This window comes from Glycomyces sp. MUSA5-2 (genome assembly GCF_037034145.1).
GTDB classification, from domain to species: Bacteria; Actinomycetota; Actinomycetes; order Mycobacteriales; family Micromonosporaceae; genus Glycomyces; species Glycomyces artemisiae.
The window spans coordinates 200,993-217,202 of record NZ_JBAGKG010000006.1; the positions used below are offsets into that span (position 1 = coordinate 200,993).

Sequence of the window (16,210 nt, forward strand, 5' to 3'; positions counted from 1 at the left end):
GGTTGGGCCTGTCGCGCTCTCCCGGCTGCTGCGAGAGGCTGAGGTAACGGGCTCTGGAGCGGAAAAGTTCCAGTCCACCTCCCGCCCATTGGTGATGCTGAAACAAACATCTGGTGACAGCGGTAGGACAGGGAGGATCCGAACCGCTCCAACCTCACAGAGAAAATTGACATACAGAGTTAGCCGCCAGTAGTCAATGCGGCATTGAGCAATCCCAGAAGATTGCGGATGCTGTCCGGATCCTCCTACGCTTGTTCCTGAGCAAGAGGGGATGTAACGGCCGCAAGCAAATTCATGAGGCAGCGACACACAATGGATCCTAAACATCCGTTTAGGCCAACGAGGCCCAGATGCACTGGTGAGGAGAACGGAGTACCTAGTGGCAGTACTTGATCCTGATTCGGCAGCGGTGGTGACGCTCTCGGACGTCGAACGGCTGGCGAAACTCTACAAGGTGCCAGCTGAGGACATTCTGCTTATCGCGATCAATCTGCATGGTATCTGGGCTGAGCAAGGTCAGCACCGTGCGCGGATTGCAATACGGCTGTCGATGCGTCCGGCACCTGCATGGACCGTCATCGTGCCGCTCAACATGCGGACCTCCCCGTTCCGGCTTCAAGACGATCTGCTAATGCTTGATGAGGAAGTCGTAGGCACGGTCGAACGGGTCGTCGCCGATGATGCCGTCGGCGGATACTTCCGCGATGACGGGCGGGCCGCGACACTCAATCCCAACGCCCGCAGTCGATGCGTGGGGTGCGCATTCTGTCCCAATACCTTGGAAGCGGCGGCTGATCCGCGCTTGGCCGAAGAGAGACAACTCGGGGAACTGCTGGCAGCCATGACCGCGCAGCACCCGCGCCACGACTTGACTGAGCTTCAGGAAGTGACGGTCTCGACGGGCTGCTTCGAACGGGAGCGAGCTGCGGTAGGACATGTCCGGAGCCTTCGCGAGGTCCTTACCGCTCAGGGTATCGGCGCCCGGATCGGATTCCTTACCTCGGTACTTCGGACAGACGCCGCTTTCGAGGAACTGGCGACGCATGTTTCACCGTTCGTGCTGCGTCTGACGGCAGAGTGTTTCGGGAGGCGATCGCTGCTCCTCAAGTCAAGCAAGGCAGATCTGGCGCCCGAGGAGATGCCGCACCTCCTTCGCCGGGCAGCGCGGGCGGGCCACGACACCTCGTTCACGTACATCGTAGGACTGGACTCGCTGCGCGAGCTCCGCGACGGAGTAGCTCGAATGCTCCCCTACATCACCGAGTTCCCGAATTTCCAGGTGTACCAAGCACACAATTCGATCATGGCGTATCTGCGAGCAGACGGATCGGCGTCTGTCGGGTACTACCTGCACGCGCGCCGGGACATCGAACGGATCTTCGACAATACCGGCCTGCGCCCCGCCGCATGGGAGGGCTACCGATCCCTGTGGTATTTCAAGTTCGGCAGCGAGTGGTTGGTGCAACCGTGAACGCGCTGGCTGACGCACTATGGAGAGCAGCGACCTTTGTCGCTGTGGTGCTTGTGCACTTCGACGTACCGCCTACGCTGCATGAGCGGACGTTCAACGCGAAGATCAAGGCCCGTCCTGCTGGGCATTGGGGAACCGTGCCCGGTACCGCATGGGCCCTCGCCCACACGGCCCTCGCGGCAGGAGTCGCTCCACCCGAACGTGAACTGATCCCAGTAATCGGCGCAGGTCACGCCGGGGTGGTCCAGCTCGCATACTCCTGGCTGAACGGGCACCTCGCTTCTATCCGGCCCCAGTACACGCGCGACGCGGCCGGTTTGGCGCAGCTTGCAGCAGACTTTCCGCAGGTGAGCGGTCTGGGAGCCGAAACGCACCCGCTGCTGCCCGGCGGGATTTCGCCCGGCGGCTGCCTCGGAGGCACCCTCGCCTTCAGCCACGGACTGGCCATGGCGGCACCAGAGCGGATTGCAGTGCCCATCATCGGCGATGGCGAGTGCGAAACGCCCACGACAGCCGCCTCATGGCTTGCTGCCCGAACACTCGACCCGTGCCGAGTCCTTCCAATCCTGCACCTCAACGGGTTCCGCATGGGTTCCCGATCGCTGCTTGGGGCGATGACGGAGACCGAACTCGAGGCGTATTTCTCTGGTCTAGGTTGGCATGCCCGGGTCGTGCGCGTGGACGGCGACGCTCTGGAAGCGCACCGGGCGTTCAGCAACGCACTCGCCGACTCCATTCAAGACGTCGTCGCCGGGACGAAGTCAACGGTCGTCTTCTCCTGTGTCAAGGGCTGGACCGGGCCCGAATCAGTCGATGGCATACCACTTCTGGGTACTGCAAGGCTGCACAAGACCCCGCTCACGCTCGTCCGCGATGAGTGCGGACAGCAGGAGCTACTGGAGCGCTGGCTGGTGTCATACCGCCCGGCTGAACTGTTCGACCGCGATGCGCGGCCAGTGGGGGTGCTGGCCGAAGCTCTCAATGCTGCCGTCTGGAACCGTGGCACAAGTATTTGGCCAGCGGCGGAGGGCGGGTCTGAGGGGCTCGAACTGGTGCGCCCAAAGGGATTTGGCGATGCCGTCGCCGAAGTTCTGGTCAAGCACGCCGCGCAGGGTGACTTTCACCTATTCAGTCCCGATGAGCTTCAATCGAACCACTTGGGCTCGCTCGCGAGCGCAGAATGGACGTCCGAGGTACTGGCGGAAGAGATTCTCCTGGGTTGGCTGGGCGGATGGACCGCCAGCGGACGTCGCGGCCTTCTCGTCTCCTATGAGGCATTCGCGCCTCTCTTCACCTCGGGACTGATCGGCCATCTCAAGCATCGTCGACTCGCAGGGCGCGCAAAGACCCCCAGCCTCAACGTTCTACTGACCTCCTACGGTTGGCACAACACCTACACCCACGGCGACCCATCACTGGCGACCGCGCTCCTGGCAACCGAGGATCCCGCCGTCCACGTGCTCACTCCAGCAGACCCGCACCGGACTGCCGTTGCGCTTGACAGCATGCTTGAGTCGACCGACAACGTCAACATCGTCATCGCCGGCAAGCATTCGAAGGTGCGAATACCGGAGCTCACGATCAAACAGGAAATGGCACGTGGCCTAGCGATCTGGCCGCACTTGAGCGACCCGCAAGAGCCGGAACTCACGTTCGTCGCAGCTGGCGATCTCGCCGCCGCCGTCATCAGCGCCGCCGTACCGAACATCCGGAGGCAACTGGGGTGCAGTATCCGGGTGGTCGGCCTGCTCGACCTGACTGTGCTCGGCGACCCGCGGCGGTGGCCGAGGGGAATGACGGACGCGGAGGTGCGCCATTTCCTCGGGGAGCGGTCCCCGGTGGTCATAGCCACCATCGGTCATCCTGCTGCAGTGTGGGGACTCCTGGCTGGAAGAGTGCGCAGGCCGGTCCGGGTCATCGGGTGGAGAGAACCACGTGGGCCCATGCCGCAGCAAGCCCTGGCGCACGAACTTGCATTCGACTCGGAAGGGTTGCTACAAGCCGCGATCGAGCTGACGACTACCTCCCGGCAGGAACCGTGTCCGAACCGCTGATCAACCGGGTTACGGTCGCACTGACCGGCATGCGAACCCAACCTGGAGACGACACGGTCTTCGTCGGCGTGCATGCAGCCGACCAGACCGGCTGGTATGGACCGGTCAGCGGGATCATCGGTCGAGCAATCGAAGCAGCCAGGGACCTCGTCATTGGAGCATCGCCCTTCGCGCATGAACGGCTTCGACCGCACCTGCGATCCCATCTGCCGACAATCTCTGACTGGGCCGTCGGCGCTATCGACTGTGCGATATGGGATCTGCACGGGAAGCTTGTCGGCCGAACAGTCGCGAACCTGCTCGCTCCGCATCGCAGCTCGCGCGCGGTTCGCGCCTATTTCTCATGGCTCAGCCAAGACCTCAGCGACACCTGCAGTACACGCGCGCTCAGCCAGGTATCTGAATACGCCTGGGCCTTCACCAAATGGGGCCTGCGCCGCAGGCCAGAACGAACGGTGGAAGTCGAGGCTGCGAAGCTCGTGACCGCAATGCACCGAGCAGGCTCCGTCCTCGACGGTTCGTTCGCCGTCGACGCCGTCGGCACCTGGGATCGGGCGCTCGCCGAAGCGGTTGCGGCAACTACCGAACTGCCCCCACTCATCTGGCTCGAGGACCCTCTCCCCGAACACCTCGCCTCCTCCTACCGCCGACTCACCGCCGCGGGTCTGCCCATTGCCATCGGCGAGCGCCTACGCCCTGAGGACGACTTCAAATCGCTCCTTCAGCAGTCTCGCGTGGTCGCACTGACAATCGACGTCGTCGGATGCGGCGGTATTACACGCGCGGTCCAAATTCTCGAGACTAGCCGCAACACCGGAGTTCCAATGTATCCACACGGGCGGTCAATGGTCCCCGGCATCCACTTGGCTGCGGCGTACCCTGATGCAGTGCCTGCCGTGGAATACCGCCACCAGTGGGAACCTCGCCGCCAACTCCAGTACACCGATCCCTGGAATCCCATGGACGGCAGACTTCGCATGTCCGACGATCCTGGCCTCGGCGCCAACCCACGGAGCATCCGATGAATCAACCCAGGACCCAGATTTCCGTCAACGGGACCACTCGGCAGGGCCAAGATGGTCCGCTTCTCGTCCTGGACGAACGCCTCGACGGCCACGACACGTTCCTCTCTGGCCTCCTCGACCTCGGGTCAGGACCCGCACCTGTGCAGATCATCACGCTCGACGACGTCACAGTCCTTCGCCAGAAAGCACCCGTCAATACGCCGGATGGAACCTGGAGCGGCACACTCCACCTGCCACGGGGTATCCGCCCGCGTCGAATCCCCGAAGACCTCGCAGAAGCCGCGCAGAACAGCAATCGCAACCTCGACGCACTCGACAGCGCCGAACTGAGATATGCACTGACCTTCCTCAATGAGGCGAGCACCGAATCGATCCGCGCAGCGCGAATCGTGGTCATCGTGGCCGCGCTCCCCCAACACAGGAGCGAAGCCAAATGAGCACCTCACAGAGGCCAGTAGTCAGTCTCGACATCGGAGGAACGTTGGGCGGTGCGCAAGGGCCCGGTATAGCCGCCCGACTCTCAGCGTTGTCACCGCTCACGCCCAAAGAAGCCCGACGCATCATGCGCGGAATTCTCCACACCGCGCCGACGATCACCCCAAGTGTCATCGGGAAGGTCTGCGCCGCACTGGAGATATCACCCCGAGACTTCCCCTCCGGGTTCCCTGTATCACCTCTGGTCCTCTTTGACGGGGTTCCCGCGGCACTGCGCCGACTGAGCCAGCGGGCGACGGTAGTGACCATTTCCAACGTCACCTGCGCCGAGGTCGACACCGAGCGGCTTGAGCAACTCTTCGCCCCATGGGTTAGCACCCACTTCCCCTCCTGCCATACCGGTTTCGCCAAACCCGACCCGGAGGCGTTCATCAATGCCGCAAGCGTCTACCAGCTCGCGGCCTCAGACCTGATCCATGTCGGCGACGACTGGGAGTGCGACATCCTCGGCGCCAGAGCCGTCAACGCCACCGTCATTTGGATTTCACATGGACGGACACCACCTAACGAATCCCCGTTGGTGACCAACGACGTGCACGTCGCGGAGAACTTCACCGACGCCGTTCAATACATCTGCCGCCTACTCGAGACGAGGAACGCATGAGCCTATTCACCGGCACCGCCGACTACTACCGCCAGTTCCGACCCGGCATTCCGGAGGAGGTAGCCACGATTCTGGATCAGGCCACAGTCGCGGCCTCGCCCCGCCGACTACTCGACGTCGGGGCCGGGACCGGACTCGTCGCCGAAGCCCTGCTGCACCACTTCGATGACATCATCGCCATCGACAACGACCCAGGGATGCTCGCGGTGGCAGAGAAGGCCCTGCGTCCACAGCTCCCCGAAGGCTCTAGTCTATCGCTGGTCGAATCGACGGCCGAAGAGTTCAAACCCCCAGCAGGATGGCAAGCAGACCTGGTCACCATCTGCCGCGCCTTCCACTGGCTCGATCAAGCCACGGTACTAGAGCTGCTCGACGACCAGGTGGCGGACGACGGCGCCGTCGCCATCTTCGGAGACAACAGTTTCTGGGTCGCCAACAGCCCATGGAAGCAATCGGTTCGCAACGTCATCAAAGACTTCCTCGGTGAAGAACGCCGCGCCGGGAGCGGCACGTTCAACCACCACAACCGGCCCTACAGCGAGATCATGGAGGAATCCCCCTTTAACCAGGTCGAAGAAGTACGAGTACCAGTGCACCGGGAATGGACCACCGAAAGCATCCTCGGATACCTCTACTCGACGACATTCGCCGCGCCGCACCTGTTCGGCGATCGCCTCGAAGCGTTCGAGACCGAAGTGCTGGCCGCTCTCGCCCAGCACAATAGTAAGGATCACTTCACCGAGGAAAACGAGTTCCTCATCCGCATCGGTCGACGGCAACCGCGATGAACGACGACACCAGGCCGGCGATGCGGGCACTCGGCCGATTGACATCATTCGAGATCTCGGACGCGATCAGCGCTGATTCCATACTGTGCTTGCCGATCGGAGCACAGGAGCAGCACGGCCCGCACCTGCCGCTCAACACCGACACCATCATCGCAGAGCAGTTCACCGCACTCCTGGCACAGGAGCACGGTCAACGGTTCGACATATGGCAGCTTCCTGCAATCCAATACGGACTGTCACTGGAGCACAGTTGGGCCCCCGGAACCATCTCGTTGCGCATCACGAGCCTCCGATCCCTGCTCGAGGCTGTCATCACCGAGCATCTACGGTCGACTGACGCAAGGAGGATCCTGATCGTGAACGGCCACGGAGGCAACCGGGGACTCTTGGAACCGTTCTTGCGAGAACTCGAGCATGACCACGGCGTCACCGGTTGCATCATCCACCCGATCGCACTGTCGACTATCGCTGCGAACGACGGATCGACCCCCGAGATACACGCGGGAATCACCGAGACCGCCATCATGCTCGCGCTTGCAGCTCAAGACGTGCATCTAGATCGAATCCCACCGCACCATGCCGGGGCTAGCGCTCGCATCGAGGAGTTCGTTCTCAATCGAGGCACGACCTGGCCGTGGTCGACTGCCGACGACGCCCTCGCGAGGGTCGGCGTCATTGGAGGCGATCCTCGCAAGGCGACCGCCACGATGGGGAAAGCCGTCCTTGGCAGTGCCCTCCACGCAGCCGAGCGGGCGCTCGACAATTTGACTACCTGAAGAAGATCGCAGTCCTGAAGCCATCTGGAGGTTCAATGTCCCTCACCCCCAACGAGAAGAGCACCTTCATTCGTGAAGGGATGCTCATTCGGCGAAACGCCGTCGCGCCAGAGCTGATCTCCCGCGCTCGTGAACTCGTCGACGACTGGTACCACGAGGCTATGGATCCTGCCCTCATCGACGGCTACACACAACGAACGTTCGCCCCCGAGTTCAAGAGCCACCCGGACCTCCTAGCGCTCTTCGCCCAGTCGCCAGCAGCGGAACTGGCTGCGGAACTCCTGGGCACCTTCCGTCCGGTCGCCACCATGCAGCTGCAGATCCGCGTACCTGAAGGGAGGCTATCCACGCCACAGCCGGAGAAGTCCATGCACGTCGATGGCGTGGCATGCCCACACCTCGACCCGAATGAACTGCGAACCTTCTCCCTGCTAGCCGGTGTGGTGCTCTCTGACATCACCGACCCGCAAGGCGGGGCGCTCCACTACCAACCCGGTGGCCATCAAGCCATGTCGGAATGGTTTCAGTCCGAATGGTCCCAGGGACTCACAAAGCAAGTCCCCCCGGAGCTGGATGCACAATCGGGCACCCCTTTTCTCGGTCGACCGGGCGATCTTCTGCTGATGCACCACCTTGTCCCTCATGCCGTCGGGCGCAACTTCGGCGCTGAGCCAAGAATCATGGTGTACTTCCGCGTCGAGCACACCGACCATGCACAGCGGCGGCTCGATGCACTGCACGATCCGTGGCTTGACTACCAGGGGCTGCGAACGTGAGGGCCGACAACCCTCGATAAGAATGACGATTGGAATGATGCGCGTGAAATCCATCCCTGTCAGCGAACTGGAGAAGGCGGCCCGAGCTCTCGATGATGGAGAGCTGGTGATCGTGCCGACCGAGCGCTGGTACATGATCTGCGCCGACGCGACCAATCTCGCTGCTTGCGAGAGCATCTTCACCAGCAAACAGCGACCACGATCGAAGTCGCTCGTGTACATCGCCCCTTCACGGCAGGTCTGCGCGGACCTGTTCGTCATGCACCCTGAGGCTGAGCTCCTCGCTGACGCGTTCTGGCCCGGCAACCTCGCAATGCTCTTGCCATGGAAATCTACGCCGCAGGCCGACGTGCAACAGGCCACCGTCGGATCGCCAGCGCTCGTCACGATCGCCCCCGGGCCGCTCGGGGAGCTCGCGCTCAGCTCACCAGTGCCTGTCGCGGCCACGACGGTGAACATTTCCGGCGATGCCGGTGTTGACGCACCCGGGCCGGCTATCTCCGTCCAGGAGGTGCATGCGTTCCTGGACCACACGGCTATCAATGCGGCGGTGATCCTTGACGGTGGCGTTGCTCCAGCCGCCAACCACCTCACGATCGTGGACTGCTCGATGCCGACGGCTGATCTCACGCGCCCTGGGCTGGTTCATGAAAGGGCGCTCGCCGCGGTCCTCCGAAGACAGCTCTCGTAGCCTCGCCCATGGAAGCGCCCTGTTGGGACTCAAAAGCGCGACCGCCCCCACAGAGGGTGGCGGTCACGCTATGCTGAGTGCTGCGATTGTCTGATTGGTCCGCTCAGTCCCACCTGGCGGGCCTTTCTTCTTCCGTCAGTCCGTACGGCGCAAGGACTCTGACTTAATGTGCTCGATGAAGGTCACGAATGAGGCTTCATCGAGGGTGATGATGGGGCGGTGTTCACCAGCCAGTTTGCTATCAGACAGTTGCGGGCCCTCCGGGGCTACCCGGGCCTCGACGCAGTTGTTGGAGCCCTGCTGGGATCGGGAGGACTTGCGCCAGCCTTCATGCGCTTCCATCTGCATACTCCTTGATCGATATCGCCATGTTCTTGGCCTCGGTGATCCCGTCGCGGAAGAACCGCCCGTGTCGGCTGTCCGGCGTGAGGTATCGCTCACTCAAACCTGCGACGCGGATGAGCGATTCCGGGCCGTCGTCGAACTCGAGGATGCTGAACTCATACTGCAGAACGCTGTACCTGCCTGCCGAGAACGGGACCACGAAGATTTCAACATGAGGCAGCTCGTGAAGCTTCAGGAGGTGCCGCATCTGTGCTTCGCGCACGTCCACGCCGAGATCGATCCTCAGCCCTGCTTCACCGATAACGCAGGTCAGGGGCTGCTCCGAATCTTCCCATCGTTCCAGTCGGCCGAGGCGAAGCTGGTATGCGGCGTCAAGGTCGACATCGTGTTCCTTGACGGTCTTCTTCAGCGAGTCGAACAGGGCCGAGAGAAACTCGACGGACTGGGCGAGCACCGGAACGAAATTGTTCGTGTGGCTGACGATGCGGGAGGCGCGTTCCTCGCGCTGGATTGCAAGCCAGCTGTTGTCTGCGATGCCCGATCGGTAGGCCTCCCACCATCGCTCTTCGTGGGTGGCTCGTGCCAGCTCACGAACCTCGCGGATGAGCTCAGGATCAGAGTGGAATATGTCGTCCATAAGATCGCGAATCATCGAGGGGTTCACCTTGGGATATGTCCCCTTGATGAGCATGTTGTAGGTGGTCCGCGAACATACGTCACTGGGGATGTCTGCCTTCGACAGTCCCTTGGGTTTCCCCGGGCGCGGCTTCGTTCGCTCCTGTTCAAGGATCTCAGCGATGACTGCGTGAGGAGTCGAGATAGCGGTGGAGGCGCTGGTTTCGTTCGCGGTCATACGGCCAGATTGTAGCGATGAGCGCACATTCAAGCACCAGTGGGTGCTGCCAGTTAGAACTAACAGTATTTCGACCTTCTGAGTGGCAGCTTTCAGTGGCAACCGGTGATGCGAACCGGCGCTGGAGATTGTGTACGCCGCTGACCAGGGCTTACGGTCTCTCTCACACGATCAATCCACGGCCACCGCCGCGGTCGGTCAACGTGAGAGGAGGCCAGGTGAACGAGGAAGCGCTCAATCCCAACGAGGAGCTCGGTACTTTCAGCGGTCCTGATGGCGAAGAGCTTGCGCTCGTGGTCTCGCGTACTGGTCGATCGGTGGCGGTGCGGCACAGCGGCAGCGAGGGCAGTCGCACATCGGTGGCGAGGATCTGGCACCCATTGAGTGTCGAGCCGGTTGTCGAGATCGAGGACCGATGGCGGACGCGAAGCAGTTCGTGGAAGGACTCGTTGCGGACCCTGTCGATTCGAGCTTTGCGTGAGGCCGTTCCGCAGTCTGAAAGTCGAGGCCTTGCAGCAGTGACGCTCCTGCCGTCAAGCCTGCTGGATACCTTTTCAGGGCCCGATGGCCGAAACCTGGTCTGCATGATGGTCGCCCGGACAGGCCGAAGCGTCACCGCGCGGCTCGGTGACGCCAAAGGCCAGGTGATTGCGCGGGCACATCGACCTACCTGTATCGATCCTGGCATCGAGTTTGTCGGCCTCTACCGACACAACACTGCTGAATGGAAGCTGGAGTTCACCAGTCTGTTCGCGGCCGCACTCGAACGTGCCATTGCGACGGTGTCCTCGACGCAAGCGCAGGCGCCTGTGAGTGTCGGCAGGGGATCAGTCGGGGACGGCGTGGGCCTGCCGCGAGGGGCGGTGAGTCCCTAGTGACCGCAACCAGCAGTCTTCGGCGGATCATCGACCGCTTTGACCTCGCGGAGCAGGAAGTTGCCATGTTCCAGTGCGAGGGTGACGCGTTCGACCTGGTGCGCCTGGCTTATACCGACGATCTCGACGGCGAGCTCGGCCGGGTCGTCGGGCTTTCCGGTCCGCGGCCGCAGTTGGCGACAGCGCTCGCGGTCTGGACGTCGGCCACCCGGATCGAGGTCGTGGATACGGTGCAGGTGCTCTGGCGGCACTTCGAGCTGGAGGTCATCGGATGAACCCCAGTGACAGTGTGCAGGTGTCGATCGGCGAGACGGTCATCGACGGGCAGCGGATCGAGTTCGTCTGGGCCCCGGGAACCACGTTCGTGACCGCGCAGTTCACGGCGGTGTCGCCGCGCGGGATTGCGAACCTGACCGGTATCGGAACGATGCAGCCGCATGTGGTGCCGCTGTCCCATAAGGGATGGCTGACACCGGAACGAGCGACGGCCCTGGCCGAGTGCGGCCGGAGCTGTTTCGCGGACGTGGTGAGGGACCCAGGGCCTGGTGAGGTGCGCGGCAGCCCTGAGGGCGCGCGGCGCGCGGCTGCTGACGACAGCAACGCGGCCGGGGCGGGCCTGTTCAACCGGCGCCGGACTCCGGCGCGGACACGTTAACGGGGCCGGCGCGCCCCACTTGGACATGACGGCGCGCAACCCCGAACAACCAGACCATCAACGAATCCTGGAGGACTCCATGAAAGGAAAAGGACCAGCTTCGACCAGTATTCCACCTGATGCGGCGCGGGCGCAATACCTCGATCACGTCGACGGGTGCGGACGGTGCCGCGGCGCCGGGGGCGAACGCCGGCGGCTGTGCAAGCAGGGGCGGGCGATGCAGCAGCAGGCGAAGGACGCCAGTGCCGCGCTAATCGCGCAGGCGGGAGGGTCCTCCTGATGTGCATGCGCAACGTCGAGCTGGTCTTTGATCGCGTTGGTGTTGCTGACGCAACGACTTCGAGTCGTGCTGTCGCTATGTGGGGTGGCGGCGGTGCGGGTACCGGGGATCTCCTGGCTCCGGTGCCTGGGGAGGGAGTGGGGGCGGCGGCACACACGGCTGCCGTGCACGGCAGTGCCGCCTCCACTCCCGTACTCGTGGGCTACCGGCCCGTCGTGTTCGGGATCGAGATGACCGGCGCGGGCGTTGCCGCCCGGCCGGTGCTGGTGACCTGTGCCGGGTGCACGACCTTGCTGCGGCTGGTCGTGGTCGGCTACGTGCAGGTGGGGGATGGCCTGGCCGCCTGCGGCTGGCGGTATGTGATCCGCCCGAACGAGTCTGCCTGGTGCCCTGCGTGTCTCGCCGAACCGGGCGAGGACGAGCCCTGGCGGCAGGGGGATCCTGGCGTTACGGCAGGTGCTGCTGCAAGGCGGGCTTCGGACCGGCTCGGTGCGCACCCGCGACCTGACGGCCCTCTGATTGGCTCCGCCGGCATTGGGCTCGGCCGGCCAGTCGGGCACACCGAGACGGGGAGGTGTCGCGAGGGGGAGGGCTTGCGGCGGCCTCCTTCGGGTCCGGTCGCGCGGTGGGATGCGGTAGTTGCGCGACCGGACCGCTCCCGTCCTGCTGGCGTGCACGGGATCGGCTCTGTGCACGCCAGCGCGGGAGGGGAGCGGGCATGAGGATGCGACCAGTCCCTGAGGGTCTGCCCGGGCCGGGGCCGTGGATGCGGTTCCGCGTGGCCGGCCACGAAGTGTTCATGACCCCTGACCTCGGAGCCGGGCAGGTGCGGGTGGTGGTCGAGGAGGCCGGGGCCGTGCATCCGCTCGCGCTGGTCTCTGGGCTGCCCGGGCCCGGCTCGGTCCGGGTCGTCGTCGAAGCGGCGCGGGCGAGTTGGGCGAGCCCGGGCCTGCGGGAGCTCGTGTTGGTGCAGGCGGCCGGGTGCTGGCGCCGCTGGCACGATCAGGCCGCGGACAACCGCGACCGCGAGATCCACGGTGCGGTCGTGTTCGAGCTGTGGGCTGACCTGGTCGGCGAGCGGGTCGCGATCATCCGCCGCCCGCTGGAACGAGGCCGGGGGGTCTTGGTGGAGGAATTCGAGGGCTGGGCCGACCGGCTCGACGATCACACCGCCGCGCTCCACCTCGGCAACACCGGTGCGCTCCCGGTGGACCTGCTGCTGAGGCTCCAGGCGCGGGTGAAGTCGCGCTGGGAATGCGCGCTGGCCGCTCATGCCGCTGCGACGGATCGGGTGGCGGCATGAAGGGGGGAGCAGGCCGGCTGCGAATGCGGGGGCGCAATGGCGCTGTCGAGAGTGCCGCGGAGGGGGCGGTGTCGGCGGCGACGTCGACGCGTGGCCTGCCGCACGGCACCGTCCTGGGCCGGGCGCAGATCGGGGACCGGACCGTGGTCTACGCGGTGGACTCCGGCTCCTCGATCTGGTGCACCGACGCCGCCTCCGCACCGGAGAGCACGGGCTACATCGGGGTGATCCGGTGGGGTGAGAGCCGGACGCCGCATCTGCATGTGGCGCACCAGGACGCGCTCAACAGCGACATGGCCGGTCTTGCAGCGGAGCTGACCGTGGTGTGTGGGATGGCCCTGTGGCGGTGGGCGTTCGGGGGCCTGGAGCTCTCGCCGGGTCTGCCCGCGCAGCCCAACTCTGTGCTCGGGAACCGCCGGCCAAGGGAGGTGTCCGGTGCCGGTCGTTGAGGAACTGGTCCCGATCCGGCCGGTCTACGTCCGCCACCGCGCATCCGCAGGCGGCACCGGCCCTGAACGCGACGCGCCTAGCGAGGAGCCGCGGCTGCCGCGACCGGGCACGGCGATCTACCACTGCTACCGGTACGAGCGCCGCGCCGACCCGGTCCCGACGTATGTGGACGGGCATGTGGCGCAGGCACTCCCGGCCGAGGCGCGGATCTGGCGGCTGACCCCGTGGAACCGGTACGAGCGCGGCGCCGAGTTCGATGCCCCGGCCGCAGTCCGATGGGTCGCAAGCGAACTGCAGCGAGCGGTCGGCAACCTGCACGAGACCGATCCCGCCCTCACCGCGTGGGTCGGCGCGTTCGCGGCCGAATGCACCGCCGCGCTCGACACCAGCGAGGGCGCCTTCCAGACCAGCGTTGAGCTCCGTGACGGGAACATGATCGCGCTGGCCGTCGTCGGCCTCTGGGAGCCCGACGTCTTCCACCCGAGACTGCTCGGAGGCTGGTCCTGATGCGCCTAGCCATCCTGCTCGCCGCGGCCGGCGAATGGGCCCGGGCCCTCGCCGTGCCGCTCGCACTCCTCGCGGTCGGCGCCGGGCTGCTGTACCTGTCCTGGCACGGCGGGATCGACCAGCTCTGGCCGGTCCTGATCGCCGGCGCGCTCGCCGCCGGCATCGCGATCGGGTGGATCGCGCTGGTCGTCGCCACGCACACCCGCCGCCAGAGCGCGCAGCGGCGGCGCACCGACGGCGAAGGCGAGCCCCTGTAACCGATGCCTGCGATTTCCGTGTACCCCACCAGTGTTCGTCCTGCCGCCCGGGCCGGCGGCAGGAGGCGACCCCGACCCCGGCCCGTCCTCCGAGATGACCGAGACCCTCACCACTGCCTTCACCGCGGCCCTCACCGGGCTGCTCGACTTCCTGCTCTTCCTCCTCCAGCAGCCGGATACGACGGCTGTCGCGATCGCGGTGGCCTGCGCGTTCGGCGTCCGCAACGTCGTAGCGGCCAGTATCAGCGCGCTGACGGCTGCGGGCCTGTTGTGGACGGGCCACCCGTTCCTCGCCGGCATCGCCGCGGCCGCCCTCGTCCTCGCCTGGCTGATCGACTGCGCGATCTACACCGAACGCGACTGCCTGCGCTGCTCCGGCGGCGGGCGCTTCAAACGGCGGTTCTGGGTCCTGACGACCTCCAAGACCTGCCGCAGCTGCGACGGCGCCTCACGCAAGGTCCGCCTGGGCACCCGGATCCTCAACCGGCTCTTCGGCGACCGCTTCGCCTGAACCGCACACCCCTCCCCGCCACGCCCGCCCCCATGATGCGAAACGAGCCCTGATGAAACGCACCTCGAACCTCATCCCCGTCCTCAACGCCCTCATGGCGCCGAGCCTGCGATCCCGCAACAATCCCGACCGGGTCTTCTGGAAGCTCCTCGAGCGGGCCGGAGACCAGGCCGGCGATCACCCGCCGATGCACGAGGCCGACATCGACGGCTACCGGCGCCTGCTCGCAGGCTTCGCGACCGCGCCGGGGCTGTCGGGGCTGGGCTGGGCCATGGCCCGCGGCGACGTCCAGGCCCGGATCGCCAACCAGATGCGCATCGAAGCCCTCCACGCCGCCCACCCCGAGATCGGGCGGGAGGTGATCGAGCGGCCGATCGTCATCGTCGGCCTGCCCCGCACCGGCACCACCGTCACCCACAAAGTCATCGCCCAGTCGGCCGGGCACCGGGCGCCGGCGCTGTGGGAGCTCATGCACACCTCCCTGGCCCTCCCGCCCCGTGAGGAGGCGCGCCTGGTCCGCCAGATCGACCAGGTGATGCGCCTGGTCCTGCGATTGGCGCCGTCGATGCGCGCCATCCACCCCCAGGCTGCCGCCGGCGCGGACGAGGACCCGTTCCTGCTGCCCCACGGCGCCCAGCACCTGGCACGAGCGCCCATGCGCGGATACGAGACATGGTGCTACCAGCGCGACTACACCCGCGACTACGACCTGCTGAAGAAGGCCTACCAAGTGCTGCAGCACGGGAGGGAGCCGCAACGGTGGGTCATCAAGTCCCCGACGCACCTCGCCAACCTCGACCAGATCATCCGGGTGTTCCCCGACGCGCAGATCGTGTGGATGCACCGCGCCCCAGTCACGGTGATGGGCTCGATCTGCTCCCTGGTGGAGACCTCCTGGCAGATGCACGTGCACCGCCCCGACCCGGCCGAGGTCGGGCAGATGTGCCTGCGGATGCTCCCCTGGATGGTCGAGCGCGCCCGCGCGGCGCGGACCGTGGCGCCGGGCCAGGGCCGGGCGGCGGTGCCCAGGGAGCAGATCATCGACGTCCCCTACCACGACGTCGTGGTCGACAAACCGCACGAGAAGATGCCTGTCCTCTACGACCGGCTCGGCGCAAAGTGGACCGCTGACGACGCGGCCCGCCTGGGCGCGACCATGGCGCGGCCCACCAAACGCACCCACGAGTACGCGATCAAGTGGTTCGGCCTCAACGAGGACGAGGTCGAACAAGCATTCGGCGACTACTCGCGCGTCGAAGCCGCAATGTCCTTCACCTAGCCCGGCCCTGCGAGCCGCGCTCGGCACCCGCCCCCTGACCGTCCGGCCCCACCCTGCGCGCTGCGCTGAAAGCGATCCGATGCCCGACACCGACACCACTACCGACCCGTTGAACGTCCCCGACCAGACCGATCCCGGCACCGCACCACCACCGCGCGGGCCCGAGGCAACCCCGCCGGGAGCAGGCCGCCGTCCCCCCGGTGCCGGACGGGCTG

20 protein-coding genes are annotated in these 16,210 nt (G+C 65.4%); 18 read left to right on the top strand and 2 right to left on the bottom strand.

The features are described 5' to 3' along the window. Window positions 1-379: 379 nt before the first annotated feature. The 9 genes from WA640_RS19880 to WA640_RS19920 are packed head-to-tail and all read left to right on the top strand — an operon-like array spanning window position 380 to window position 8,680. The gene (locus tag WA640_RS19880) at window positions 380-1,471 is read left to right on the top strand and encodes a hypothetical protein (RefSeq protein WP_335989963.1); all 1,092 of its coding nucleotides are present in this window, start codon (window positions 380-382) and stop codon (window positions 1,469-1,471) included. Beyond that, window positions 1,468-3,525 carry a hypothetical protein gene (locus WA640_RS19885; protein WP_335989965.1) on the top strand — a complete coding sequence of 686 codons (2,058 nt, stop codon included), beginning with the start codon at window positions 1,468-1,470 and terminating at the stop codon, window positions 3,523-3,525. The genes WA640_RS19880 and WA640_RS19885 overlap by 4 nt, the downstream gene beginning before the upstream one ends. Next, window positions 3,510-4,550, top strand: coding sequence for an enolase C-terminal domain-like protein (locus WA640_RS19890; RefSeq protein ID WP_335989967.1), 1,041 nt, complete (start codon window positions 3,510-3,512; stop codon window positions 4,548-4,550). Before WA640_RS19885 ends, WA640_RS19890 begins: the two co-directional genes overlap by 16 nt. Then, entirely contained in the window at window positions 4,547-4,987 is a 441-nt protein-coding gene (locus WA640_RS19895) for a hypothetical protein (protein WP_335989970.1), read from the top strand. Before WA640_RS19890 ends, WA640_RS19895 begins: the two co-directional genes overlap by 4 nt. Further along, window positions 4,984-5,649 carry an HAD family hydrolase gene (locus tag WA640_RS19900; RefSeq protein ID WP_335989972.1) on the top strand — a complete coding sequence of 222 codons (666 nt, stop codon included), beginning with the start codon at window positions 4,984-4,986 and terminating at the stop codon, window positions 5,647-5,649. Before WA640_RS19895 ends, WA640_RS19900 begins: the two co-directional genes overlap by 4 nt. After that, entirely contained in the window at window positions 5,646-6,437 is a 792-nt protein-coding gene (locus WA640_RS19905) for a class I SAM-dependent methyltransferase (RefSeq protein ID WP_335989974.1), read from the top strand. The genes WA640_RS19900 and WA640_RS19905 overlap by 4 nt, the downstream gene beginning before the upstream one ends. Further along, window positions 6,434-7,213: a creatininase family protein gene (locus WA640_RS19910; RefSeq protein WP_335989976.1), complete on the top strand. Its 780-nt coding sequence runs from the start codon at window positions 6,434-6,436 to the stop codon at window positions 7,211-7,213. The genes WA640_RS19905 and WA640_RS19910 overlap by 4 nt, the downstream gene beginning before the upstream one ends. Before the next feature lie 35 nt (window positions 7,214-7,248). After that, window positions 7,249-7,989, top strand: a complete 741-nt coding sequence (locus WA640_RS19915) for a phytanoyl-CoA dioxygenase family protein (RefSeq protein ID WP_335989978.1) — start codon at window positions 7,249-7,251, stop codon at window positions 7,987-7,989. Between the two features lie 22 nt (window positions 7,990-8,011). After that, window positions 8,012-8,680 carry an L-threonylcarbamoyladenylate synthase gene (locus WA640_RS19920; protein WP_335989979.1) on the top strand — a complete coding sequence of 223 codons (669 nt, stop codon included), beginning with the start codon at window positions 8,012-8,014 and terminating at the stop codon, window positions 8,678-8,680. Window positions 8,681-8,815: 135 nt separating this feature from the next. Here the strand turns inward: WA640_RS19920 and WA640_RS19925 are convergent, their stop codons facing one another. Then, the gene (locus WA640_RS19925) at window positions 8,816-9,022 is read right to left on the bottom strand and encodes a DUF397 domain-containing protein (RefSeq protein WP_335989980.1); all 207 of its coding nucleotides are present in this window, start codon (window positions 9,020-9,022) and stop codon (window positions 8,816-8,818) included. Further along, a complete protein-coding gene (locus WA640_RS19930) occupies window positions 9,009-9,878 on the bottom strand; it encodes a Scr1 family TA system antitoxin-like transcriptional regulator (protein ID WP_335989981.1) in 870 nt (289 codons plus the stop codon). Before WA640_RS19930 ends, WA640_RS19925 begins: the two co-directional genes overlap by 14 nt. Before the next feature lie 218 nt (window positions 9,879-10,096). On the opposite strand from WA640_RS19930, the gene WA640_RS19935 reads away from it, so the two are divergent. From WA640_RS19935 to WA640_RS19975, 9 genes are all read left to right on the top strand, one after another. Further along, window positions 10,097-10,753: a hypothetical protein gene (locus WA640_RS19935; RefSeq protein WP_335989982.1), complete on the top strand. Its 657-nt coding sequence runs from the start codon at window positions 10,097-10,099 to the stop codon at window positions 10,751-10,753. Then, window positions 10,753-11,028: a hypothetical protein gene (locus WA640_RS19940; RefSeq protein WP_335989984.1), complete on the top strand. Its 276-nt coding sequence runs from the start codon at window positions 10,753-10,755 to the stop codon at window positions 11,026-11,028. Before WA640_RS19935 ends, WA640_RS19940 begins: the two co-directional genes overlap by 1 nt. Then, window positions 11,025-11,408, top strand: a complete 384-nt coding sequence (locus tag WA640_RS19945; protein WP_335989986.1) for a hypothetical protein — start codon at window positions 11,025-11,027, stop codon at window positions 11,406-11,408. The genes WA640_RS19940 and WA640_RS19945 overlap by 4 nt, the downstream gene beginning before the upstream one ends. A gap of 1,079 nt (window positions 11,409-12,487) precedes the next feature. After that, window positions 12,488-12,991 (top strand): hypothetical protein, encoded by a 504-nt coding sequence (locus WA640_RS19950; RefSeq protein WP_335989988.1) that lies wholly within the window; start codon window positions 12,488-12,490, stop codon window positions 12,989-12,991. A gap of 68 nt (window positions 12,992-13,059) precedes the next feature. After that, the gene (locus tag WA640_RS19955) at window positions 13,060-13,440 is read left to right on the top strand and encodes a hypothetical protein (RefSeq protein ID WP_335989990.1); all 381 of its coding nucleotides are present in this window, start codon (window positions 13,060-13,062) and stop codon (window positions 13,438-13,440) included. Beyond that, window positions 13,427-13,948: a hypothetical protein gene (locus WA640_RS19960; RefSeq protein ID WP_335989991.1), complete on the top strand. Its 522-nt coding sequence runs from the start codon at window positions 13,427-13,429 to the stop codon at window positions 13,946-13,948. The genes WA640_RS19955 and WA640_RS19960 overlap by 14 nt, the downstream gene beginning before the upstream one ends. Continuing rightward, a complete protein-coding gene (locus WA640_RS19965; protein WP_335989993.1) occupies window positions 13,948-14,205 on the top strand; it encodes a hypothetical protein in 258 nt (85 codons plus the stop codon). The genes WA640_RS19960 and WA640_RS19965 overlap by 1 nt, the downstream gene beginning before the upstream one ends. Before the next feature lie 94 nt (window positions 14,206-14,299). Then, entirely contained in the window at window positions 14,300-14,716 is a 417-nt protein-coding gene (locus WA640_RS19970) for a hypothetical protein (protein ID WP_335989994.1), read from the top strand. A gap of 52 nt (window positions 14,717-14,768) precedes the next feature. Further along, the gene (locus tag WA640_RS19975; protein WP_335989996.1) at window positions 14,769-15,995 is read left to right on the top strand and encodes a sulfotransferase family protein; all 1,227 of its coding nucleotides are present in this window, start codon (window positions 14,769-14,771) and stop codon (window positions 15,993-15,995) included. Window positions 15,996-16,210 lie beyond the last annotated feature (215 nt).

Excerpts from the sequence above, each read along its gene's own strand:
- WA640_RS19915 (WP_335989978.1), top strand. The coding sequence starts at position 7,249 with ATGTCCCTCACCCCCAACGAGAAGAGCACCTTCATTCGTGAAGGGATG.
- WA640_RS19965 (WP_335989993.1), top strand. The coding sequence starts at position 13,948 with ATGCGCCTAGCCATCCTGCTCGCCGCGGCCGGCGAATGGGCCCGGGCC.
- WA640_RS19970 (WP_335989994.1), top strand. The coding sequence starts at position 14,300 with ATGACCGAGACCCTCACCACTGCCTTCACCGCGGCCCTCACCGGGCTG.
- WA640_RS19975 (WP_335989996.1), top strand. The coding sequence starts at position 14,769 with ATGAAACGCACCTCGAACCTCATCCCCGTCCTCAACGCCCTCATGGCG.
- WA640_RS19920 (WP_335989979.1), top strand. The coding sequence starts at position 8,012 with ATGACGATTGGAATGATGCGCGTGAAATCCATCCCTGTCAGCGAACTG.
- WA640_RS19895 (WP_335989970.1), top strand. The coding sequence starts at position 4,547 with ATGAATCAACCCAGGACCCAGATTTCCGTCAACGGGACCACTCGGCAG.
- WA640_RS19945 (WP_335989986.1), top strand. The coding sequence starts at position 11,025 with ATGAACCCCAGTGACAGTGTGCAGGTGTCGATCGGCGAGACGGTCATC.
- WA640_RS19925 (WP_335989980.1), bottom strand. The coding sequence starts at position 9,022 with ATGGAAGCGCATGAAGGCTGGCGCAAGTCCTCCCGATCCCAGCAGGGC.
- WA640_RS19905 (WP_335989974.1), top strand. The coding sequence starts at position 5,646 with ATGAGCCTATTCACCGGCACCGCCGACTACTACCGCCAGTTCCGACCC.
- WA640_RS19910 (WP_335989976.1), top strand. The coding sequence starts at position 6,434 with ATGAACGACGACACCAGGCCGGCGATGCGGGCACTCGGCCGATTGACA.
- WA640_RS19930 (WP_335989981.1), bottom strand. The coding sequence starts at position 9,878 with ATGACCGCGAACGAAACCAGCGCCTCCACCGCTATCTCGACTCCTCAC.
- WA640_RS19900 (WP_335989972.1), top strand. The coding sequence starts at position 4,984 with ATGAGCACCTCACAGAGGCCAGTAGTCAGTCTCGACATCGGAGGAACG.
- WA640_RS19950 (WP_335989988.1), top strand. The coding sequence starts at position 12,488 with ATGACCCCTGACCTCGGAGCCGGGCAGGTGCGGGTGGTGGTCGAGGAG.